At 70.3% G+C, this 21,428-nt stretch carries 25 protein-coding genes, 1 tRNA gene and 1 riboswitch; of the genes, 10 read left to right on the forward strand and 16 right to left on the reverse strand.

Going from position 1 to position 21,428, the window contains the following annotated elements:
• Positions 1-114: 114 nt before the first annotated feature.
• A complete protein-coding gene (locus tag ACIGW4_RS09950) occupies positions 115-831 on the forward strand; it encodes a hypothetical protein (RefSeq protein ID WP_399579599.1) in 717 nt (238 codons plus the stop codon).
• A 110-nt stretch (positions 832-941) separates the two neighbouring features.
• Positions 942-1,244 (forward strand): hypothetical protein, encoded by a 303-nt coding sequence (locus tag ACIGW4_RS09955; RefSeq protein WP_359587388.1) that lies wholly within the window; start codon positions 942-944, stop codon positions 1,242-1,244.
• A gap of 46 nt (positions 1,245-1,290) precedes the next feature.
• Here the strand turns inward: ACIGW4_RS09955 and ACIGW4_RS09960 are convergent, their stop codons facing one another.
• From ACIGW4_RS09960 to ACIGW4_RS09975, 4 genes are all read right to left on the reverse strand, one after another.
• Positions 1,291-2,559: a DUF445 domain-containing protein gene (locus ACIGW4_RS09960; RefSeq protein ID WP_399579602.1), complete on the reverse strand. Its 1,269-nt coding sequence runs from the start codon at positions 2,557-2,559 to the stop codon at positions 1,291-1,293.
• A 12-nt stretch (positions 2,560-2,571) separates the two neighbouring features.
• Complete coding sequence (locus ACIGW4_RS09965) at positions 2,572-3,555, reverse strand: ATP-binding cassette domain-containing protein (RefSeq protein ID WP_359587386.1); 984 nt, start codon at positions 3,553-3,555, stop codon at positions 2,572-2,574.
• 9 nt (positions 3,556-3,564) lie between these two features.
• Entirely contained in the window at positions 3,565-4,341 is a 777-nt protein-coding gene (locus ACIGW4_RS09970; protein WP_399579637.1) for an ABC transporter permease, read from the reverse strand.
• A gap of 73 nt (positions 4,342-4,414) precedes the next feature.
• Positions 4,415-5,215, reverse strand: a complete 801-nt coding sequence (locus tag ACIGW4_RS09975) for an ABC transporter permease (protein WP_398708904.1) — start codon at positions 5,213-5,215, stop codon at positions 4,415-4,417.
• Between the two features lie 149 nt (positions 5,216-5,364).
• On the opposite strand from ACIGW4_RS09975, the gene ACIGW4_RS09980 reads away from it, so the two are divergent.
• The gene (locus ACIGW4_RS09980) at positions 5,365-7,599 is read left to right on the forward strand and encodes a transglycosylase domain-containing protein (protein WP_399579605.1); all 2,235 of its coding nucleotides are present in this window, start codon (positions 5,365-5,367) and stop codon (positions 7,597-7,599) included.
• On the opposite strand, the gene ACIGW4_RS09985 is transcribed toward ACIGW4_RS09980, so the two are convergent.
• From ACIGW4_RS09985 to ACIGW4_RS09995, 3 genes are all read right to left on the reverse strand, one after another.
• The gene (locus tag ACIGW4_RS09985) at positions 7,593-7,913 is read right to left on the reverse strand and encodes a multidrug efflux SMR transporter (RefSeq protein WP_190160198.1); all 321 of its coding nucleotides are present in this window, start codon (positions 7,911-7,913) and stop codon (positions 7,593-7,595) included. The two genes, ACIGW4_RS09980 and ACIGW4_RS09985, sit on opposite strands and share 7 nt — an antisense overlap.
• 32 nt (positions 7,914-7,945) lie before the next feature.
• Positions 7,946-8,017: riboswitch (guanidine-III (ykkC-III) riboswitch) on the reverse strand.
• Between the two features lie 60 nt (positions 8,018-8,077).
• Positions 8,078-8,416, reverse strand: a complete 339-nt coding sequence (locus ACIGW4_RS09990; RefSeq protein WP_123452705.1) for a co-chaperone GroES — start codon at positions 8,414-8,416, stop codon at positions 8,078-8,080.
• A gap of 46 nt (positions 8,417-8,462) precedes the next feature.
• Positions 8,463-8,783, reverse strand: coding sequence for a DUF3618 domain-containing protein (locus ACIGW4_RS09995; RefSeq protein WP_123452707.1), 321 nt, complete (start codon positions 8,781-8,783; stop codon positions 8,463-8,465).
• 136 nt (positions 8,784-8,919) lie between these two features.
• Here ACIGW4_RS09995 and bcp point away from each other — a divergent pair, with 136 nt between their 5' ends.
• From bcp to ACIGW4_RS10015, 4 genes are all read left to right on the forward strand, one after another.
• Complete coding sequence (gene bcp / locus ACIGW4_RS10000) at positions 8,920-9,387, forward strand: thioredoxin-dependent thiol peroxidase (protein ID WP_123452709.1); 468 nt, start codon at positions 8,920-8,922, stop codon at positions 9,385-9,387.
• A 190-nt stretch (positions 9,388-9,577) separates the two neighbouring features.
• Positions 9,578-11,074 carry a glycine betaine/L-proline transporter ProP gene (gene proP / locus ACIGW4_RS10005; protein ID WP_399579609.1) on the forward strand — a complete coding sequence of 499 codons (1,497 nt, stop codon included), beginning with the start codon at positions 9,578-9,580 and terminating at the stop codon, positions 11,072-11,074.
• A gap of 205 nt (positions 11,075-11,279) precedes the next feature.
• Positions 11,280-11,774: an HNH endonuclease signature motif containing protein gene (locus ACIGW4_RS10010; RefSeq protein ID WP_399579612.1), complete on the forward strand. Its 495-nt coding sequence runs from the start codon at positions 11,280-11,282 to the stop codon at positions 11,772-11,774.
• A 20-nt stretch (positions 11,775-11,794) separates the two neighbouring features.
• A tRNA-Leu gene (locus ACIGW4_RS10015) sits at positions 11,795-11,878 on the forward strand.
• Positions 11,879-11,924: 46 nt separating this feature from the next.
• Here the strand turns inward: ACIGW4_RS10015 and rdgB are convergent.
• The 4 genes from rdgB to ACIGW4_RS10035 all read right to left on the reverse strand — a co-directional run bounded on the left by rdgB (position 11,925) and on the right by ACIGW4_RS10035 (position 14,080).
• Positions 11,925-12,533, reverse strand: a complete 609-nt coding sequence (gene rdgB, locus ACIGW4_RS10020; RefSeq protein ID WP_398708470.1) for an RdgB/HAM1 family non-canonical purine NTP pyrophosphatase — start codon at positions 12,531-12,533, stop codon at positions 11,925-11,927.
• Between the two features lie 7 nt (positions 12,534-12,540).
• On the reverse strand, positions 12,541-12,948 hold the full coding sequence (locus ACIGW4_RS10025; RefSeq protein ID WP_123457353.1) for a hypothetical protein: 408 nt from the start codon (positions 12,946-12,948) through the stop codon (positions 12,541-12,543).
• 73 nt (positions 12,949-13,021) lie between these two features.
• Complete coding sequence (gene rph / locus ACIGW4_RS10030; protein ID WP_123452715.1) at positions 13,022-13,753, reverse strand: ribonuclease PH; 732 nt, start codon at positions 13,751-13,753, stop codon at positions 13,022-13,024.
• A gap of 93 nt (positions 13,754-13,846) precedes the next feature.
• Positions 13,847-14,080 carry a glucose PTS transporter subunit EIIB gene (locus ACIGW4_RS10035; RefSeq protein WP_123452717.1) on the reverse strand — a complete coding sequence of 78 codons (234 nt, stop codon included), beginning with the start codon at positions 14,078-14,080 and terminating at the stop codon, positions 13,847-13,849.
• Between the two features lie 236 nt (positions 14,081-14,316).
• On the opposite strand from ACIGW4_RS10035, the gene ACIGW4_RS10040 reads away from it, so the two are divergent.
• Complete coding sequence (locus ACIGW4_RS10040) at positions 14,317-15,636, forward strand: PTS transporter subunit EIIC (RefSeq protein ID WP_399579616.1); 1,320 nt, start codon at positions 14,317-14,319, stop codon at positions 15,634-15,636.
• 288 nt (positions 15,637-15,924) lie between these two features.
• Positions 15,925-17,190: a PTS transporter subunit EIIC gene (locus tag ACIGW4_RS10045; RefSeq protein WP_123452721.1), complete on the forward strand. Its 1,266-nt coding sequence runs from the start codon at positions 15,925-15,927 to the stop codon at positions 17,188-17,190.
• Between the two features lie 142 nt (positions 17,191-17,332).
• Here ACIGW4_RS10045 and ACIGW4_RS10050 read toward each other — a convergent pair whose 3' ends face one another.
• Complete coding sequence (locus ACIGW4_RS10050; protein WP_399579619.1) at positions 17,333-18,088, reverse strand: MBL fold metallo-hydrolase; 756 nt, start codon at positions 18,086-18,088, stop codon at positions 17,333-17,335.
• A 202-nt stretch (positions 18,089-18,290) separates the two neighbouring features.
• Between ACIGW4_RS10050 and ACIGW4_RS10055 the strand changes: the two genes are divergently transcribed.
• Positions 18,291-18,776 (forward strand): type II toxin-antitoxin system PemK/MazF family toxin, encoded by a 486-nt coding sequence (locus ACIGW4_RS10055; RefSeq protein ID WP_399579621.1) that lies wholly within the window; start codon positions 18,291-18,293, stop codon positions 18,774-18,776.
• A gap of 165 nt (positions 18,777-18,941) precedes the next feature.
• Here the strand turns inward: ACIGW4_RS10055 and ACIGW4_RS10060 are convergent, their stop codons facing one another.
• The 4 genes from ACIGW4_RS10060 to ACIGW4_RS10075 form a co-directional block, all read right to left on the reverse strand.
• The gene (locus ACIGW4_RS10060) at positions 18,942-19,892 is read right to left on the reverse strand and encodes a PLP-dependent cysteine synthase family protein (RefSeq protein WP_123452727.1); all 951 of its coding nucleotides are present in this window, start codon (positions 19,890-19,892) and stop codon (positions 18,942-18,944) included.
• A gap of 5 nt (positions 19,893-19,897) precedes the next feature.
• On the reverse strand, positions 19,898-20,176 hold the full coding sequence (locus ACIGW4_RS10065; protein WP_123452729.1) for a MoaD/ThiS family protein: 279 nt from the start codon (positions 20,174-20,176) through the stop codon (positions 19,898-19,900).
• Positions 20,177-20,268: 92 nt separating this feature from the next.
• Positions 20,269-20,385, reverse strand: a complete 117-nt coding sequence (locus ACIGW4_RS10070; RefSeq protein WP_311319260.1) for a putative leader peptide — start codon at positions 20,383-20,385, stop codon at positions 20,269-20,271.
• Positions 20,386-20,485: 100 nt separating this feature from the next.
• Complete coding sequence (locus ACIGW4_RS10075; protein ID WP_123452733.1) at positions 20,486-21,124, reverse strand: HD domain-containing protein; 639 nt, start codon at positions 21,122-21,124, stop codon at positions 20,486-20,488.
• Between the last annotated feature and the right edge of the window lie 304 nt (positions 21,125-21,428).

A 21,428-nucleotide genomic window follows, 5' to 3' on the forward strand; every position in this document is an offset into this window, starting at 1 on the left:
CATAGGGGGATGGCCATGGCGGGAAAAAGCACGGCGGGCACGACGGGACCGGACCTCCCACCAGGGCGGAAGGCACTCGCTGAGGCGATAGCCGCTCTCTACGAGCACCTGGCGGTGAGAACGCTGACCGAGGCCTCAGAGCTGCTGGCACTGGAAGGCTGGCGCAAGGACCCGAGCGAGATCTCTCGCTATCGCAGCGGCCGCAGAAAACCGCCCCTCGGCCTCGTTCTCCTGCTCCACAAGCTCGCTGCCGAACAGGCGGCTCCTGATCCGGTGGCGTTTTCCCCGACGGAGCTGCGCACGCTCCATGCGGCGGCCGAGGCGACTTTCTGCCAGAACTGTGGCCCGGTACTCAGGGAAAACCAGCGGCTCCGCGGCGAGAACAGCCGGCTTCTCGCCCGCCAGCCTTCCACGAGCTCCCCCCCGCCCGCTTTCGCGGAGGGAAGCAATCCGGCCGTTCTCACACGCCGTACTCCGCTGCCGGTCCCCCGCCCCACGGGGGACCGGCAGCGGAGGGAACGTGATGTGGCTGCGGCGCAGCAGCTCGCCGCCAGCGCCGCCGCCCTCCATAAAAGCGGGCATATCGGGTACGCAGTTGCCCTCATCCAGGACACGTCGAGGTCCCTGTCTCCTTTGGAGAGCGCGGCAGCCATCGCGCTGCTGCGTAACGGTCAGGACGATCTCGCGGACACAGCCATCGGCATTAACGGCCGGAGTCGCGCCGAAGAGGAGGTCATGCGCATCGCGGTCGAGCTGCATGCGTTGGGGCTTCCGGATGATGCCGGCGCGATCCTCCGGGCCGCCCTTGCCCGGACGCCGGCACAGACCTGACAAAGAACAGCCATCAGAGGCAACAAGTGATACCGGGCCACGCCACCACACCGTCCGGCCCCTCGCTAGGCTCGAACCCGTACACACTGGATTCTGAGAGGTCCCCCGCCATGCCCCGCATCCCCTCCCCCGCCATAGCCGCCGCCGGCCTCGTAGGCGGTTACGCCGTCGCCCGGTGGACCAAGAAGCGGCCCCTCGGGGGTGTCGTGCTCGCCGTGGCCGGTGGGGTGGCCGCTCGGGAGTGGCAGCAGGTGGGTGGGATCAAGGCCTCCGTGGGGCTGACGGGTGCGTACGTCGCCGCCTTCGCCGGGTCCCACCCGCTCGCCAAGAAGATCGGCGCCTGGCCCGCCGTGTTCTCCGTCGCCGGGGGCATGGCCGCCGCCTCCTGGGCCGCGACGCGCGGGAGGGCCTGACTCCGTCCTCCTGGGCCGTCACCCGTGGGAGGCCTGACCAGGAAGGTCAGCCCCCCACCGCCCGGCTCACCGTGTAGATCAGCAGCCCCGCCAGCGCGCCGACCACCGTGCCGTTGATGCGGATGAACTGGAGGTCGCGGCCGATGTTGGCCTCGATCTTGCGGGAGGTCTGGACGGCGTCCCAGCCGGCGACCGTGTCGGTGATCAGGGACGTGATCTCGTCGCGGTACGTCGTGACCACGTACGCCGCCGCGTCCTCCGCCCAGCCCTCGACCTTCGCCTGGAGGTGGGTGTCCGTCGCCAGGCGGGTGCCCAGGGAGATCAGGGAGGCGCGGGCGCGGAGGCGGAGCTGGCTGCGGTCGTCCTCGGCCGCCGCGATGATCAGGGACCGGACCGAGGACCACGCCGAGGCGATGATGTCCTGGATCTCCGGCCGGGCCAGGAGGTCCGCCTTCAGGCGCTCCACGCGGGCGCGGGTGTCCGTGTCCGCCTGGAGGTCGGCGGCGAAGTCGGCGAGGAAGCGGTCGATCGCCCCGCGCGCCGGATGCCCCGGCATGTCCCGCATCTCCGTGACGAAGCGGAGGAGCTCCTTGTAGACGCGTTCGCCGATGCGACGGTCCACGAAGCGCGGCGTCCAGCCCGGGGCCCCGCCCTGGACCGCGTCCATCACCGAGTCCCCGTGCGTGACCAGCCAGTCGTGGGCCCGGGTGCAGATCAGGTCGACCGCCCGGTGGTGCGCCCCGTCGGCGACGATCCGCTCCAGGGTCTTGCCCAGGCCCGGGGCGATCTCCGCCGACTCCGCGCGGCGGGTGATCGCCTCCCCGACGACCGCCTGGACGTCCGCGTCACGGAGGACGGTCAGGGCGCCTCGCAGCGCCGTCGCCGCCTCCGCCGTCACCCGGTCGGCGTGCGCCGGGTCCGCCAGCCACTCCCCCAGCCGGCCGCCGATGCCGAACGCCTTCAGCCTGCCCCGTACGACGTCCGCCGAGAGGAAGTTCTCGCCCACGAACGTGCCCAGCTGCGCGCCCAGCTGGTCCTTCTTCGTCGGGATGATCGCCGTGTGGGGGATGGGGAGCCCCAGGGGGCGCCGGAAGAGGGCCGTGACCGCGAACCAGTCCGCCAGCGCGCCGACCATGCCCGCCTCCGCCGCCGCCGCGACGTAGCCCGCCCAGGCCCCCCAGCCCTCGTTCCGCGCCCAGGTCGCCAGGCCGTAGACCACCGCCACGCCGAGCAGCAGGGACGTCGCCAGCGTCTTCATCCGGCGGACGCCCCTGCTCTTCTCCTCGTCCGCGGCCGTGTACGAGAAACTCACCATCGGTTCGACCTCCTACCTCAGGGACTCCCGGCGCTCGTCCCGAGTTCCCCCGTACATCTTCGCGATCACCGCCTCGATGTCCGGTTCCCGCACCGAGAGGTCGAGGAGCGGGTACCCGGCCGCCACCGCCGCCACCAGCGGGGCCGCCGACGTCGACGCCGGGAACGCGAGCCACTGACGCGGGCCCTCCGCCCGTACGAACCGGGCTCCCGGCACGTCCGTGATCGGAGGCAGCTCGCGCTCCAGGTCCACCATCAGGAGCCGTTCGCTCTCGCCCACGGCGTGCAGGCCGGCCAGGTCGCCGTCGTACATCAGGCGCCCGTGGTCGATGACCATCACCCGCGAGCAGAGCTGCTCGATGTCCGTGAGGTCGTGGGTGGTCAGGAGGACCGTCGTCCCCCGGGAGGCGTTCAGGTCCTTCAGGAACTCCCTCACCCTCGCCTTCGACACCACGTCCAGGCCGATCGTCGGCTCGTCCAGGTACAGCACCTCCGGGTCGTGCAGCAGCGCCGCCGCGATGTCCCCGCGCATCCGCTGGCCCAGGGAGAGCTGCCGGACGGGGACGTCCAGGAGCTCCCCCAGGTCGAGGAGGTCCACACAGCGGGCGAGGTTCTTCTCGTAACGCTCGTCGGGGATGCGGTACATGCGGTGGGTCAGCCGGTACGAGTCCCTCAGCGGCAGGTCCCACCAGAGCGTCGTGCGCTGGCCGAAGACCACGCCGATCCGCTGGGCCAGACGGGTGCGCTCGCGCGCCGGGTCGATGCCCGCGACCCGCAGCCGGCCGCCGCTGGGGGTGAGGATGCCGGTGAGCATCTTGATCGTGGTCGACTTCCCGGCGCCGTTCGGACCGATGTAGCCGACCATCTCCCCGCGCTCGACGCCGAAGGAGATGCCGTCGACCGCCCTGACCTCCTTCTTCTCACGGCGCAGCAGGCCCGCCCTGCGGCGGACCGTGAAGGTCTTCTCCAGTGCGTCCAGTTCGATGAAGGGGGGCATGGGGAGGCCTCAGCTTCCTGTCGATCGGTACGAGCGGATCCCGGCGCGCCACGCGAGCCCCGCGGCCCCGCAGCAGACCGCCGCCACCAGCGGCGACACGAACGCCGCCCACTCCGGCACCCCCGCCGGGGCCGGCCGCCCCAGCACGTACAGGGCGGGCAGCCAGCTCACGAACGCCAGCGGCACCACGTACACGACGCCCCGCACCAGCTCCTGCGCGAAGATCGTCGGCGGGTACTGGAGGAGGGTGTTCCCGCCGTACGTGAAGGCGTTCGTGACCTCGGAGGCGTCCTGCGTCCAGAACTGGACCGACGCGCCGAGCACGGTCACCGCGCCGAAGATCACCGCCCCGCACACCACCGTCACCGGCAGCAGCAGCGCCTTCAGCGGCGTCCACGCCACGTCCAGCAGGAGCAGGCCCCAGACCAGCACCATCAGGCCCTGCGCGACCCTGCCGAACCGCCGCAGCGCGAACTTGTCCGCCGCGACCTGCGCCAGCAGCGGCGCCGGACGCATCAGGAAGGTGTCGAGCGAGCCGTCCCTGATCCGCTTCCCCATCCTCTGCAGCGAGCCCATCGTGAGGTCGGCGATCCCGAAGGACGTGCCGGCCGTCCCGTACAGGAGGGCGACCTCCGCGAACGAGAAGCCGCCGAGGCCCCGCACCTGACCGAACATCAGGAGGATGACGACGAAGTCGAAGAAGGTGACGCAGAAGCTGGTGACGAGGGTCAGGGCGAAGGAGGAGCGGTACGCCATCGTGGAGCGGATCCACATGCCCGCCACCATCCGGTACGTGCGCCAGGAGTCGCCCAGGAGCCCCGCCCCCCGGTACGTGCGCCAGGAGTCGCCGGCCAGGGGCCTACCCACCCTGCACCACCACCTTCCGCGTCGCCGCCGTCTGTGCCGCCCGGCCCGCGCCGAGCAGGACCAGGGCCCAGCAGCCCTGGAAGCCGTACGCCTCCGCCAGCTCCCAGCCCTCGTACCTCCCCAGGTACACGTCGGCCGGCACCTGCAGCAGCGACGCCCACGGCAGCAGCCGCGCGACGTCCCCCAGCGCGCCCGGGAAGACGTTCAGCGGGAGCAGCATCCCGGAGAAGAACAGGCCCGCCAGCCAGGCCGCCTGCACCACGCCCTGGCCGTCGAGCAGCCAGAACGCGCTCATCGCCACCAGGTACCAGATCGCGAAGCCGACCACCGAGCCGAGCGCCACCGCGAGCAGGAACGCCAGCCACGCGCCCGGTCCCGGCGGCAGGGTGAAGCCGAAGACGAGCGCGCCGACCGCCATCGGGACGACTCCGCGGCCGAGGAGCTGGTAGGCGGAGCGGCCGGCGTTGGCCGAGAACCACCAGGCCTGGAGGTCGGCGGGGCGGTAGAGGTCGACGGCGATGTCGCCGGTCCTGATCCGTTCGATCAGCTCGTCCTCGAAGCCGCCGCCCATCAGCCCGCAGACCGTGATCAGGGCCTGGCCGATCCAGACGTAGGCGAGGGCGTCGTCCATGGAGTAGCCGCCGAGGCGGGGGCGTTCGTTCCAGAGGGCGATGTAGGTGGCGGAGAGGACGAAACCGAAGACGGTGTTGGTGAAGACACCGGCCGCCGTGGCCACGCGGTAGGCGGCGAAGCGCCGGAACCCGCCCGCGGCCACCATCGCGTACAGCCGCAGCATGAGAGGCCCTTTCCCCACGGATGTCCACACGGATACGGCGAAGCGCACGACCCTAGTGCCTTCGCCCGGCGTGCCGCGAGCGGTTTTCGCGCCACCTTCGGGTCGCTTGAGGGAGTTTCGGCGCGTTCCGTGCAGTATGTGATGCCATGTCCCCTTCCTCCGATGCGAACGGTACGAACCGTACGAGCGGTACGAGCGGTACGAACGGCGCGAGCGACGACGACCCCCACCCGGACGGCTGGGAACCCCGGGACCCCACCCTCGCCGACCCCGGCCCCCCGAGACGCCCCCGCCGTGTCCTGCGGACCCTCCTCGGACTCCTCCTCCTCGGCGGCCTGCTGCTCGTCGGCGGCTTCGCCGCCGGCTACCTCCTGGTCGAGATCCCGCCCGCCAACGCCGCCGCCGTCGCCCAGTCCAACGTCTACCTCTACCGGGACGGCACCCCGCTCGCCCGCGACGGCGAGGTCAACCGCGAGAGCGTCCGCCTCGACCAGATCCCGCTCCCCGTCCGACACGCCGTCCTCGCCGCCGAGGAACGCGACTTCCAGACCTCGCGCGCCGTCGACCCCAAGGCCATGGTCCGCGCCGCCTGGAACACCGTCACCGGCAAGGGCCGCCAGTCCGGCTCCACCATCACCCAGCAGTACGTGAAGAACTACTACCTCGGCCAGGAACAGACCCTCACCCGCAAGGCCAAGGAGTTCTTCATCGCCCTCAAGCTCGGCCGCGAGAAGAGCAAGGAGGAGATCCTCCAGGGCTACCTGAACACCAGCTACTTCGGCCGCAACGCCTACGGCGTCCAGGCCGCCGCCCGCGCCTACTACGGCAAGGACGTCCAGCAGCTCGACACCGCCGAGGGCGCCTACCTCGCCTCCCTCCTCAAGGCCCCCAGCGCCTACGACGTCACCACCCACCCCGAGAACCGGGCCAAGGCCGTCGCCCGCTGGCACTACGTCCTCGACGGCATGGTCGGCGAGGGATGGCTCAGCCCCGCGGCCCGCGCCGCCGCCCGCTTCCCCGTCCCCCAGACCGCCCGCGCCACCAGCGCCCTCTCCGGACAGCGCGGCTACCTCGTCCAGGCCGTCGAGCAGTACCTCACCGACCACGGGATCGTCGACGAGAAGACCCTCGCCGGCGGCGGCTTCCGCATCACCACCACCCTGGAGCCCGCCAAGCAGGAGGCCCTCGTCCAGGCCGTCGAGGACCGGGTCGTCTCCCGGCTCGACCCGGCGAGCGCCCCCGCCGACCGGTACGTACGGGTCGGGGCCGCGGCCGTCGACCCGGCCACCGGCAAGGTCCTCGCCATGTACGGCGGCGTCGACTACACCCAGCAGTACGTCAACAACGCGACCCGCCGCGACTACCAGGTCGGCTCCACCTTCAAACCCTTCGTCTTCACGGCCGCCGTCCAGAACGGCGCCCAGACCCAGCAGGGCCGGCCCATCACCCCGTACACCCTGTACGACGGCACCAACCGGCGCCCCGTGGAGGGCTGGAACGGCGAACCGTACGACCCCGCCAACGAGGACGAGGCCAGCTACGGCGACATCAACGTCGGCGCCGCCACCAGCCTGTCGGTGAACACCGTGTACGCCCAGATGGCGGTGGACGTCGGCCCCGCGGACGTACGACGCACCGCGATCGCCCTCGGCCTGCCCCGCTCCACCCCCGACCTCACCGCCTCCCCGTCCATCGCCCTCGGCTCGGCCACCGCCAGCGTCCTCGACATGGCCTCCGCGTACGCCACGCTCGCCGCACACGGCCGCAACGGCACGTACTCCCTCGTCGAGAGCATCAGCCAGGGCGGCCGGGAACTGGAACTCCCGGCCGTCGCCCGCCGACAGGCGGTCAGCCGCGAGGCCGCCGACACGACCACGTCGATCCTGCGCGGAGTCGTCGACACCGGCACGGGCACGGCCGCCCAGGCGGCGGGACGCCCGGCCGCCGGCAAGACGGGCACGGCGGAGGACGACAAGGCCGCCTGGTTCGCCGGCTACACCCCGGAGCTCGCGACGGTCGTCGCGCTCATGGGGCAGGACCCCGAGTCGGGAGCACAGGAGTCCCTCTACGGCGCCCTGGGCCAGCCCCGCATGAACGGCGGCGGGGCACCGGCCGAGATCTGGGCCCGGTTCACCCGGGAGGCACTGGACGGGACACCGCCCCAGGACTTCGAGCTCCGGCTGATGCCGGGGGCCGAACCGATGCCGACGCCGCCGCCGGCCCCGGACGGATCGGACGGACCGGACGGACCGGAGAGTCCCGACGGCCCCGACGGCCCGGACGGCCCCGACGGATCGGAGGACTGGTACGAGACGGGCGAGGCGGGACCGGGAGCCTCACGCGCCCCCCAGCCCTCCCCCACGGCCGCCCGGAGTCAGTGACCGCTCGTCGCCTTGAGTCCCACCACGGCCACGAGCAGCAGACAGACGAAGAAGACGCGGGCGGCGGTCGCCGGCTCACCGAGCACCACCATGCCGAGCACCGCCGCACCGGCCGCACCGATACCGACCCACACGCCGTACGCCGTACCGATCGGCAGCGTCTTGGCCGCCTGCGACAGCAGCACCATGGAGGCCACGATCCCCGCACCGGTCAGGACACTGGGCCAGAGCCGGGTGAAGCCGTCGGTGTACTTCATCCCGATGGACCAGCCGACCTCCAGCAGACCGGCGACGACCAGCAGAACCCAAGCCATGACGAGACACCTCCGCGAAACGGATCAACAGGGGTGCGTCGTCTTGTCGTCAAACCCGGTACGGCGCGTCTCGTCGGGGTGTCTCCAGGCTAGCAAAGAACGGGCAAAGGCCCCGGTGACTCCGGTCACCAGGGCCTTCGCACACTTCTCCCACGTGCCTCTTCCTACAGATACAGCCCGGTCGAATCCGACGTCCCCATGAACCGGTCCGCCGCCACCGCGTGCAGGTCGCGCTCCCTCATCAGGACGTACGCGACACCCCGCACCTCGACCTCGGCACGGTCCTCGGGGTCGTACAGCACCCGGTCGCCGATCTCCACGGTACGGACGTTCTGACCGACCGCGACCACCTCGGCCCAGGCGAGACGACGGCCCACGGCGGCCGTCGCCGGAATCAGGATGCCGCCGCCGGAACGCCGCTCCCCCTCCGGGGAGTCGGTGCGGACGAGGACCCGGTCGTGGAGCATCCGGATGGGCAGCTTGTCGTGCGTGTTCTCGCTCACCCGTCGAACCTACCTGCCCGGGCGTGTCGCCCGTACCCGGGGAGGCTCACGCCCTGTGCCGCCGGGAGGAGGAGACGATCAGCCCGACGACGGCCAGAGCCACGACGGCCGCCGGAACGACCCGCTCCAGGCGGGGCGCGCCGTCCTCGGTGGTGAAACGGGCCTTCACGTCCGAGACGACCCGGTTGACGGCGACGAAGGCACGGCCGGCCGTCTGGTCGACGGTCGAGGCGACCTTCGCCTTGGCGTCCCCGATGATCGTCTTCGGGTGCATCCGAATGCCGATCTCATCGAGCGTGATGGCGAGCTGCTCGCGCCGGCGGACGATGTCCGCCTCGATCTGCGCAGGGGTCCTGGCCTCCGACACCGCGCTGCCTCCGTAGTCGTGATCCGGTCGTTGATCGGTCCTTGTGGACAGTCTGTCAGTTCTGTCGCGATCGGGTCGCGTCAGACCCCCATTAGGCTCTGAAGGCGTAAGCGACCACCCCCGAGGAGAGCCAGCCATGAGCGAGCGACTGCAGCCCGGCGACACCGCCCCCGCCTTCACCCTTCCCGACGCGGACGGCAACGAGGTCTCCCTCGCGGACCACAAGGGCCGCAAGGTCATCGTCTACTTCTACCCGGCGGCCCTCACCCCCGGCTGCACCAAGCAGGCCTGCGACTTCACCGACAACCTCGACGTCCTCGCCACCGCGGGCTACGACGTCATCGGCGTGTCCCCCGACAAGCCGGAGAAGCTCGCGAAGTTCCGCGAGAAGGAGAACCTCAAGGTCACCCTGGTCGGCGACCCGGAGAAGACGACCCTGGAGGCGTACGGCGCCTTCGGCGAGAAGAAGCTCTACGGCAAGGTGGTGACGGGCGTCATCCGCTCCACCGTCGTCGTCGACGAGAACGGCAAGGTCGAACACGCCTTCTACAACGTCAAGGCCACCGGCCACGTCGCCAAGATCATGCGCGACCTGGGCGTCTGAACCCCGACCCGTGCGACGGGCCCGTGTGACGAGTCCGCGTGACGGGCCCGCGCGACAGGCCCCTGTGACGGACCTGCATGACGGGCCCGTGTGACGGGCGTCTCATTCCGGGATCGTTCCCGTTTGCGAACGGCATGACCGTGCAGAAGTGCCTCTGGAGTCTGCTCACCCCCAGAGAGGACACACGGTCATGCCGGCCACAGACCGCTCCCCCGCGGACGATCCCGAGGCTTTGAGACGCCACCCGCACCTGTTCAAGGCCGCCACCCGGCGCCGACAGCCCAGACTGCGACGGACCGACATCACGGTCACCGACGAGGCGGCAGTCAAGCGCGCGGTGCGGGCCGCCTCCCTGGGCAACGCCATGGAGTGGTTCGACTTCGGCATCTACGCCTACCTCGCCGTCACCCTCGGACACGTCTTCTTCCCTTCCGGGAACGACACGGTCCAGCTCCTGTCGTCGTTCGCGACGTTCGCCGTCGCCTTCCTGATCCGCCCCCTCGGCGGCATGGTGTTCGGCCCGATGGGTGACCGGCTGGGCCGCAAGAAGGTCCTCGCGCTCACCATGATCCTCATGGCGGTCGGCACCTTCGCGATCGGCCTCATCCCCTCGTACGCCACGATCGGGTTCTGGGCACCGGCCCTCCTGGTGCTCTTCCGCATGCTCCAGGGCTTCTCGACCGGCGGCGAATACGGCGGCGCCTCCACCTTCATCGCCGAGTACGCCCCCGACCGCCGCCGCGGCTACTTCGGCAGCTTCCTCGAATTCGGCACCCTGGCCGGTTACGTCGGCGCGGCGGGCCTCGTCACCGCGCTCACCGCATGGCTCGGCACCGACACGATGGAGGCGTGGGGCTGGCGCGTACCGTTCCTCGTCGCGGGCCCCCTCGGCCTGGTCGGCCTCTACCTGCGGCTCCGACTGGACGAGACGCCCGCCTTCCAGAAGCTGGAGAGCGAGTCGGCACGCGCCTCGGAGGCGGCGGACCCGGTGGAGACCTCCACCAAGGGCGACCTGGCGAAGATCTTCCGGCAGCAGTGGCCCGCGCTGATCCTGTGCGTCGCCCTGGTCGGCGCGTACAACATCACCGACTACATGCTGCTGTCGTACATGCCGACGTACCTCTCCGACGAGCTCGGCTACAGCGAGACCCACGGCCTGCTGGTCCTCCTGCTCGTGATGGTCCTGCTCATGCTGATCATCACTCAGGTCGGCCGCCTCAACGACCGCTTCGGCCGCAAGCCCGTCCTGATGACCGGCATGCTCGGCTTCCTGCTCCTCTCCCTGCCCGCCTTCCTCCTGATCGGGCAGGGCGGCGTGGCGGCGATCACCGCGGGCATGCTGATGCTCGGCCTCTCCCTGGTCTGCATGCTCGGCACCATGTCGGCGGCGCTCCCGGCGCTCTTCCCGACGGAGGTGCGGTACGGCTCCCTGTCGGTCGGCTACAACCTGTCGACGTCCCTCTTCGGCGGCACGACCCCGCTCGTCATCACGGCCCTGATCGGCGCGACCGGCAGCAACCTGATGCCGGCGTACTACGCGATGGGCGCGGCGCTCGTCGGCGTGATCGCGGTGGCCTGCATGAAGGAGACGGCCCGACGCCCCCTGGAGGGATCGCCCCCGTCGGTGGCGACCCCGGAGGAGGCGGCCGAACTGATCCTGGCCCAGACCCCGGAACCGAGGTTCTGACCCCTCCACCACCGAAACGGCCCGCACCGGAGCACGCCCGGCGCGGGCCGTTCCGTTTCCCGTACGCGATACGCACGCGATATGGCGTGACCGCCCGATGTCCGGGTCGTTGATCTGTACGAGATCCGTACTGGGGAGGGGGCTCGATGGGGACGAGCGCGTACACGAAGGAACAGCTCAGCGCCGCCGTGGCGGAATCGAGGGGATGGGCCGACCTGATGCGTCGACTCGGGGGCGGGGCGAGCGGTGGGCGGCGCCGGACGCTCCAGGCGAAGGTCGCCGAGTACGGCATCGACACCGGCCATTTCAAGCAGCAGAGCCCCTGGCGCAAGTACACGGACAGCGCCATCGCCGAGGCGGTCGCCTCCTCGACGACGCTGCGCGAAGTCGCGCAGATCGCGGCGCCGAAGGCCATCGCAGACAAGGTGTTCCGGGTACGCCCCAAAGGGTCGTCGCGCGAGAACCGCGACCGACTCCATCGCGCCCTCACCGAGGTGGGCGTCCCGTACCGCTGCGTCGAGTGCGGGAACGAAGGTACGTGGAGGGGGGACCCATCGCCCTGCAGATCGACCACATCAACGGAGACTGGCTCGACAACCGCCGGGAGAACCTCCGCTATCTGTGCCCCAACTGCCACTCGAAGACGGCAACGTGGTGCCGTGGGAAACATCGGCACACCCCACAGACAGATACCGCCTGACCGCTACCATGGCCGTACAAGCGGCCGTTGCTGAATGGTATAAGCGGAGGTTTTAGGTGCCTCTGGGCGTTTCGCCCATGTGGGTTCGAATCCCATCGGCCGCACTTCACGAAGAGCCGCTCTCCGGGCGGCTCTTCGTCGTTCCACCCCTCAGCCCACCAGCTCCCGCACCACCGGCACCAGTGCCCGGAACGCCTTACCGCGGTGGCTGATCGCGTTCTTCTGCTCCGGCGACAGCTGCGCGCAGGTCACGTCGTAGCCCTCCGGCTGGAGGATCGGGTCGTAGCCGAAGCCGTTCGTGCCGACCGGGGCGTGGCGGAGGGTGCCCGGCATCCGGCCCTCGACCACCCGCTCCGTGCCGTCGGGCAGTGCCAGGGCCGCCGCGCAGGCGAAGTGGGCGCCGCGGTGTTCGTCCGCGATGTCCGAGAGCTGGGCCAGGAGCAGGTTCAGGTTGGCCTTGTCGTCGCCGTGGGTGCCGGCCCAGCGGGCGGAGAAGATGCCGGGGGCGCCGTTGAGGACGTCGACGCAGAGGCCGGAGTCGTCGGCGACGGCGGGGAGGCCGGTGGCCCGGGCGAGGGCGTGGGCCTTGAGGAGGGCGTTCTCGGCGAAGGTGACGCCGGTTTCCTTGACGTCGGGGACGTCGGGGTACGCGTCCGCGCCGACGAGTTCGAGGTCGAGGCCCGCGTCGGCGAGGATCGCGTGGAGTTCGGTGATCTTGCCCGCGTTGCGGGTGGCGAGGATCAGTCGCTGTCGGGTCATGCCCCGATTATCCCGGGGTGCAGACCTTGGCCACTTCGCCGGCCGCGTCGGTGATCGGCGTGATGTCGGGGGTGGTGTCGCCGTTCTTGACCGCGGTGCGGACGGAGTCGACGCCCTTGGAGAGGTCGTCGACGGCCTTGGAGAGGTCGGCGTTGTCGGTGGTGTTCTTGAGGTTGCCCAGTTCGGTGGAGATCGAGTTCAGGGACTCCTCGATCTGGGTGACGTCGTTGGAGGCGTTGGAGACGGCCTGCTGGAGGTTCTGGACGGAGGTGGCTATCGCGTCGGCGGTCTTGACGCAGTCCATGGCGGTGTCGAGGGCTCCGCAGCCGCTCAGGACGGTGGTGAGCGCGGCGGCCGTGGCCGTGGCGAGTGCGAGACGGCGCTTCAAGGCGGGTCCTCCCCCAGTTACGTACATGACGGTCTTCGGGCGCACGGATCGTATCGGGTACGTTCCGTGCGCCCGTCGTCCGTCAGGACGCAGTGGTGCGTCAGAGGGTTCCTTCGAGGGCCTTGCGCTGGATCTCGGCGAGTTCGGCGCAGCCGCCGGAGGCGAGGTCGAGGAGGGCGTTGAGTTCCTTGCGGTCGAAGGGTTCGGCTTCGGCGGTGCCCTGGACCTCGACGAAGCGGCCGTCGCCGGTGCAGACGACGTTCATGTCGGTGTCGGCGCGGACGTCCTCCTCGTAGCAGAGGTCGAGGAGGGGGACGCCGTCGACGATGCCGACGGAGACGGCGGCGACGGTGCCGGTGAGGGGCTTGCGGCCGGCCTTGACCAGTTTCTTGCCCTGGGCCCAGGTGACGGCGTCGGCGAGGGCGACGTAGGCGCCGGTGATGGCGGCGGTGCGGGTGCCGCCGTCGGCCTGGAGGACGTCGCAGTCGAGGACGATGGTGTTCTCGCCGAGGGCCTTGTAGTCGATGACGGCGCGCAGGGAGCGGCCGATGAGGCGGGAGATCTCGTGGGTGCGGCCGCCGATCTTGCCGCGGACGGATTCGCGGTCGCCGCGGGTGTTGGTGGCGCGGGGGAGCATGGAGTACTCCCCGGTGACCCAGCCTTCGCCGCTGCCCTTGCGCCAGCGCGGGACGCCTTCGGTGACGGAGGCGGTGCAGAAGACCTTGGTGTCGCCGAAGGAGATGAGGACGGAGCCCTCGGCGTGCTTGCTCCAGCCGCGTTGGATGGTGACGGGGCGGAGCTGTTCGGGGGTACGGCCGTCGATGCGAGACATGGGACGAGCCTATCGGGGTGCGGCGGACGTGGCGGAGGGCCCGTTCCCCTGCCGGAACGGGCCCTCCTCAGGATGTGAGCGGGGTGCTCACGCTCACATCAGGTCTTCGATCTCCGCGGCGATCGGGTCGGCGTCGGTGCCGATGACGACCTGGATGGCGGTGCCCATCTTCACGACGCCGTGGGCGCCGGCGGCCTTCAGGGCGGCCTCGTCGACGAGGGAGGCGTCCACGACCTCGGTGCGCAGGCGGGTGATGCAGCCTTCGACCTCTTCGATGTTGTCGATGCCGCCGAGCCCGGCGACGATCTTCTCAGCCTTGCTGGCCATGTTTTTCTCCCTGTCCGTTCCGTTCGCGAGGACGCGAATCTCGGCGCACCTGTGGTCCGCTTTGTCACGGTAACCCACGGTTGGCCCAACTTCGCGAGCAAGGACAGCCGTTCTGCCGAATGATGACGATCACCGGCAGCCTGTCCTCTAGCGGGCTCCCGGAGCCTACCGCAACTGGTCTACACCAGTGTGCAACGAGATGCGGGCCCGGTCCGTTCCGGGCAGGGAGGACGCCGATGAGTACCGACAGCGCCGCGGCGAAACCGGAGCCGGAGCCGAAACCGAAGAGGTCCGTCTCCTGGAGCGGCCTCTTCCAGGGCCTCCAGAAGATGGGCCGCAGCCTTCAGCTCCCCATCGCCGTCCTCCCGGCCGCCGGCATCATCAACCGTCTGGGGCAGCCGGACGTCTTCGGCGCGGAGGGTCTCGGCTGGGACAACGTCGCGAAGGTGATGGCGGGTGCGGGCGGCGCGCTGCTCGACGGCAGCCTCGGCCTGCCGCTGCTGTTCTGCATCGGCGTCGCGATCGGCATGGCGAAGAAGGCGGACGGCTCAACCGCGCTGGCCGCGGTGGTCGGCTTCCTCGTCTACTACAACGTGCTGCGCCAGTTCCCGAAGGACTGCCCGACGGGCACGAAGGACATCGGGGGCGGCTGTCTCGCCCCCGACGACACCTTCGCCGGCTACACCTACCAGAACCCGGGCGTCTTCGGCGGCATCGTCATGGGTCTGCTCGCCGCCTGGTTCTGGCAGCGCTACCACCGGAAGAAGCTGGTCGACTGGCTGGGCTTCTTCAACGGCCGCCGTCTGGTCCCGATCATCATGACGTTCGTCGCGATCGCGTTCGCCGCGATCTGCCTGTGGATCTGGCCGCCGATCGGCGACGGGCTGGAGAACTTCAGCGACTGGCTGGTCGGGCTCGGCGCGTGGGGGTCGGGCATCTTCGGCGTCGCCAACCGGGCGCTGCTCGTCATCGGCCTGCACCAGTTCCTGAACGTGCCCATCTGGTTCCAGTTCGGCACGTACACCAAGCCGGACGGCACGGTGGTCCACGGCGACATCCCCATGTTCCTCGCGGGCGACCCGAACGCCGGGCAGTTCCTGACGGGCTTCTTCCCGATCATGATGTTCGCGCTGCCCGCCGCGGCGCTCGCGATCACCCACACCGCGAAGCCGCACCGCCGCAAGGCCGTCGGCGGCATGATGCTCTCGGTGGCCCTCACCTCGTTCGTCACCGGCATCACCGAGCCGATCGAGTACTCGTTCCTCTTCATCGCGCCGCTGCTGTACGCGATCCACGCCGTGCTGACCGGCGTCTCGATGGCGGTGACCTGGGCGCTCGGCGTGAAGGACGGCTTCAGCTTCTCGGCCGGTCTGATCGACTACGTGATCAACTGGAACCTCGCGACGAAGCCGTGGCTGATCATTCCGATCGGTCTGGGTTTCGCGGTCGTGTACTACGTGATCTTCAGGTTCGCGATCGTCAGGTTCAACCTTCCGACGCCCGGGCGCGAGCCGGAGGAGGTCGAGGAGGAGATCGAGCGCGACAACGTCAAGTAGCCCGGCGATCACCCGCCGGAGCCCGTCCGCTCCCGGGGCCTCCGACCCCTTCGCGAAGCCCGTGAAAGGCCCCTGGACCTGGCCGTCCGGGGGTCTTTTGTCGCGCATTTCCAGCTATGGCTGAGCGCACAGAATTCACAGGTTCCTTATCTAAGTCCCACGTGCTACAACTGGTCTACACCACTCATTGGTGTAGACCACGCGGTCCAGACCACCGCGTTCCACGAGACGCCGCCGTCACCCCCTTTTCCATCCTCTGGCGGCGCCTTGCCCTACTGGAGGAAGTTGATGAGTACGGCCACCGCCCAGGCCGCCGCTCCCGCGAAGAAGCGCGGATCCGGCCTGTTCCAGGGCCTGCAGAAGGTCGGTCGCAGCCTGCAGCTGCCGATCGCCGTGCTGCCGGCCGCGGGTATCTTGCTCCGTCTCGGCCAGCCCGACGTCTTCGGCAAGGACGGACTCGGTTGGGACAAGGTCGCCTCCGTGTTCGCCACGGCCGGCGGCGCTGTCTTCGACAACCTGCCCCTGCTCTTCTGCATCGGCGTCGCCATCGGCTTCGCCAAGAAGGCGGACGGCTCCACCGCCCTGGCCGCGCTCGTCGGCTTCCTGGTCTACAGCAACGTGCTGAAGGCCTTCCCGATCACCGAGGCCGTCGTCAACACGACCGCCAACAAGGGCGTCGACGTCGCCGCGACGTACAACAACCCGGGTGTCCTCGGCGGCATCCTGATGGGTCTGCTCTCGGCCGTCCTGTGGCAGCGGTTCCACCGCACCAAGCTCGTCGACTGGCTCGGCTTCTTCAACGGCCGCCGTCTCGTCCCGATCATCATGGCCTTCGTCGGCACCGCCGTCGGCGTCGTCTTCGGCCTGGTCTGGGAGCCGATCGGCGAGGGCATCTCCAGCTTCGGCGAGTGGATGACCGGCCTCGGCGCCGGTGGCGCCGGCCTCTTCGGCCTCATCAACCGCGCGCTGATCCCCGTCGGCATGCACCAGTTCGTGAACACCGTCTCCTGGTTCCAGATCGGTGACTTCACCAACGCCGCCGGCGAGGTCGTCCACGGTGACCTCAACCGCTTCTTCGCCGGTGACCCGAGCGCCGGAATCTTCATGTCGGGCTTCTTCCCGATCATGATGTTCGGCCTCCCGGCCGCCGCGATCGCCATCGCCCACGCCGCCCGCCCCGAGCGCCGCAAGGCCGTCATGGGCATGATGGTCTCCCTCGCGCTGACCTCCTTCGTCACGGGCATCACCGAGCCGATCGAGTTCACCTTCATGTTCATCGCGCCGGTCCTGTACGCGATCCACGCGGTCCTGACCGCCGTGTCCATGGCCGTCACCTGGGCCTTCGGCGTCCACGCGGGCTTCACCTTCTCCGCCGGCGGCATCGACTACCTGCTCAACTGGAACCTCGCGACCAAGCCGTGGATGATCATCCCGATCGGCCTCGTCTTCGCGGCGATCTACTACGTGGTCTTCCGCTTCGCGATCGTCAAGTTCAACCTCCCCACCCCGGGCCGCGAGCCCGAGGAGGAGATCGAGGACCTCACCAAGGCGTGAGCCTCACCCGCACGGCGGAAGGGCCCCGGAACCGTACGCACGGTTCCGGGGCCCTTCCCGTGTCACGGGAGTGCTCGGCGTCCTCAGATCTCGTAGACGTCCTCAGATCTCAGGAGACGTCCTCAGACCTGAGCAGACGTCCTCAGATCTCGTAGACCGCGCCCGGTCTCGCCAGCTCCGACGGTCCCGCGTAGACCTCGCGGGCGTCCCGCAGGTTCCGCTCGCCGTCCGTCCACGGCGGGATGTGGGTGAGCACCAGGCGCCCGACCCCCGCCCGGGTCGCGTGGGCGCCGGCCTCCCGGCCGTTGAGGTGGAGGTCCGGGACGTCCTCCTTGCCGTGGGTGAAGGAGGCCTCGCAGAGGAAGAGGTCGGTGCCGTCGGCGAGGTCGTGCAGCGCGTCGCAGACCCCGGTGTCCCCGGAGTACGTGAGCGAACGGCCGCCGTGCTCGACCCGGATGCCGTACGCCTCGACCGGATGGCACACCTTCTCCGTACGGACGGAGAAGGGGCCGATCCGGAAGCTGTCGCCCGACTTCAGCGTGTGGAAGTCGAAGACCTCGCTCATCGAGGTGGCCGAGGGCGTGTCGGCGTACGCCGTGGTCAGCCTCTGCTCGGCGCCCTCCGGCGCGTAGACGGGGATCGCGTCGCAGCGCCCGCCGTCGTGCCGGTAGTAGCGGGCGACGAAGTACCCGCACATGTCGATGCAGTGGTCCGCGTGCAGATGGCTGAGGAAGATCGCGTCGAGGTCGTACAGACCGATGTGGCGCTGCAGCTCGCCCAGGGCGCCGTTGCCCATGTCGAGGAGCAGCCGGAAGCCGTCGGCCTCGACGAGGTAGCTCGAACAGGCCGAGTCCGCGGACGGGAACGACCCGGAGCAGCCGACGACGGTGAGCTTCATGGAGCGTGAACCTCCGTGGACGGGTGCGGGAAGCGCGCTGGGGGAGGGGAGGCTGTGCGGTCTGTCGAGCGTAAGGCGCACCCGGGCCCGACGCTCCTTCGCGGTGGCCCGTTGTGGGCGAACTCACGGGCTCTGTCACCGGTTCGGATGGATGGCAGGGCGCGGCGGCGGGGTGGGAGGCGCCCCGGTACCTTCTTGAGGTATGGACACGTCGTGGTGGCCCGCGCTGGTCGCGGTCGTGGTGATCGCGCTGGTGGTGGTGCTCGCCGACGGGCGGAAGCGGTCCTCGCGGCGGCCGTCGTCCCGGAGGCCGGCGGGGCGGCCGCGGCCTCCTCGCGGTCCGGCCGGTCCCCGGAGGGCCCCCGCGCGACCGGGTCGGGCGCCGAGGGCCGCCGAGATCTGGTGGGCGGACGTGCCCTTCGAGGACGGGCCCGGGTCGAAGGACCGGCCCTGTCTGGTGCTCGTGGTACGGGGGGACAGTGCGCTCGTCGCGAAGATCACCAGCAAGTACCACGACGAGCGACCGGGGGTGATCGCGCTGCCGCCGGGGGCGGTGGGCGATGCGCAGGGGCGGCCCAGCTTCCTGGAGACCGACGAGCTGCGAGAGGTGCCGGTGGGGGACTTCCGCCGGAGGGTGGGGAAGGCGGACCCGGCCGTGTGGGACCAGGTCCGCCATTTGGCGCGGTAGCACCGGGGCGGGGGCGTCCGGTGCGGGTTCAGGCGCGGGAGCCTGGGCGCGGCTGTGCGCGCCGTTCCGTTGTGCCCGCCCTCCCCCGGGCTCTCGGCTCCGCTCGCGCGGGGGGACCCCCCTGCCCCGGCGGACTCGCCCCGGCGGAACGATTGCCCACAGCGGTTACGCCCAGAGCTGGCCCTGGACCGTTTCGATGGCTTCTTCGGTGGTCTTGGCGGTGTAGAGGCCCGTCGACAGGTACTTCCAGCCGCCGTCCGCGACGACGAAGGCGATGTCGGCGGACTCGCCCGCCTTGAGGGCCTTCTTGCCGACGCCGATGGCCGCGTGCAGGGCGGCACCGGTGGAGACGCCCGCGAAGATCCCCTCCTGCTGGAGGAGTTCGCGGGTGCGGGTGACCGCGTCGGCGGAGCCGACCGAGAAGCGGGTGGTGAGGACGGAGGCGTCGTACAGCTCGGGCACGAAGCCCTCGTCGAGGTTGCGCAGGCCGTAGACGAGGTCGTCGTAGCGCGGTTCGGCGGCGACGATCTTGACGTCGGGCTTGTGCTCGCGGAGGTAGCGGCCGACGCCCATCAGCGTCCCCGTCGTGCCGAGGCCGGCGACGAAGTGGGTGATGGAGGGGAGGTCGGCGAGGATCTCGGGACCGGTGGTGGCGTAGTGGGCGCCCGCGTTGTCCGGGTTGCCGTACTGGTAGAGCATCACCCAGTCGGGGTGCTGCTCGGCGAGCTCCTTGGCGACCCGTACGGCCGTGTTCGATCCGCCGGCCGCGGGGGACGAGATGATCTCGGCGCCCCACATGGCGAGCAGCTGGCGCCGCTCCTCGCTGGTGTTCTCGGGCATGACGCAGACGATGCGGTAGCCCTTGAGCTTGGCGGCCATGGCGAGGGAGATGCCGGTGTTGCCGCTGGTCGGCTCCAGGATGGTGCAGCCCGGGGTGAGCCGGCCGTCCTTCTCCGCCTGCTCGATCATGTGGAGCGCGGGGCGGTCCTTGACCGAGCCGGTGGGGTTGCGGTCCTCCAGCTTCGCCCAGATGCGGACGTCGTCCGAGGGCGAGAGCCGGGGGAGGCGGACCAGCGGCGTGTTGCCGACCGCGGCCAGCGAGGAGTCGTAACGCATGTGGATCAGACCATGCCGCCGGCGACGGCCGGCAGGATCGTGACGTTGTCGCCGTCGGCGAGCTTGGTGTCGATGCCGTCGAGGAAGCGGACGTCCTCGTCGTTCAGGTAGACGTTGACGAAGCGGCGGAGCTTGCCGCCGTCGACGATGCGCGCCTCGATCCCGTTGTGGCGGGTCTCCAGGTCGGCGAAGAGCTCGGCGAGGGTCCCGCCCTTGCCCTGGACGGCCTTCTCGCCGTCGGTGTAGGTGCGGAGGATGGTCGGGATGCGGACCTCGATGGCCATGGCGTGGGCTCTCCTGTCGGAAGTGGCGTGATGGGCGCGCTGCTGTGGCCCCGCGCGGAGGGGGTCGTGCGTGAGGTGCGCTCAGCCGTCGTTCAGAGCGCAGCGCGGGTCGTACACATCGCGCTGGTGAGGCGGCACAGGTCGACGTGCAGGCGTGCCACGAGCAGGGTGGTGCTCGGAGTCTCTTCGCTCACGTCGTGGGAAACCATGGGCTCATCGTATCGATTCCCGGTCCGGGTTTCGGAATGTGATCTCACATGGTGGATACTTTCTGACCGACTGGCGGACCGCGCAAGCGGAGGGGACCCTTCACTCCGGCCAGGCGGAGTCCCGGATCGTCGTCACGAAGTCCCCGGGGACGAATCCGGGCACGAAATGGCGCAGGACGTCGGCCTTGACGTTGCCGAAGGTGGTGTCCGGCCTGGGCGAGATGCCGTCCGCGAAGGCCGCCAGGATGCGGCGCTTGAAGTCGGGGCGGGGGTGGGCGGCGACGATCGCGGCGCGGTCCTCCGGGGTGACGGCGGCGGGGTCGTCGTAGCCGATGCCGAGGACGTCGTACTCGACGCCGGCGGTGACGAGGGCGACCTCGGGCTCCATGAAGCCGGGGACGCCGGGGGTGGTGTGGAGGGCGATCGCGGTCCAGACGCGGCGGACGGCGTCCTCGTCGGCGCCGTGGGAGCGGAGGAAGGCGGCGGCCTCCTCGGCTCCGTCGACCTCGAAGCGGCGGCCGCTGCCCCGGTGGGCCTCGCCGAGGCCGAGGTCGTGGAACATGGCGCCGACGTAGAGGAGTTCGGGGTCGAAGGCGAGACCTCGGGCGCGGCCCTGGAGGGCGCCGAAGAGGTAGACGCGGCGGGAGTGGTCGTAGATCAGCTCGCTCGTCGTGTCGCGGACGAGTTCGGTGGCGGCGGTGGCGAGCTTGCTGTCGGGGACGAGCGTCATCGGGTTCATGGGGCAAGCCTCGCCGTCGGGGCCGTGGGTCCGCCGTGTCCTCACGGACGGGCGCCCCACAGATTCGGACACGTGACGTCTCCACCTCTCCGGTGGCGCTTGTCCTCGACGACCGGGACCGCTGCCGGGGCGCGCCCCGGACGGGCAGGGCCCCCGGCTGCGCCCCGCGCCCTGCGGGGCGGCGCCCCCGCCTTGCCCGTGCGGGCTGCGCCCGCGCCCGGCGGGGCGGACCCCACCCGCCGTGTGGGCAATCGTCCCGCTGGGGCGGGACGGGTGGGCACACGGGACGGCGCCCTTCAGCGGC

The sequence above is a fragment of the Streptomyces sp. NPDC053513 genome, from assembly GCF_044544765.1.
Classification (GTDB): Bacteria; Actinomycetota; Actinomycetes; order Streptomycetales; family Streptomycetaceae; genus Streptomyces; species Streptomyces litmocidini.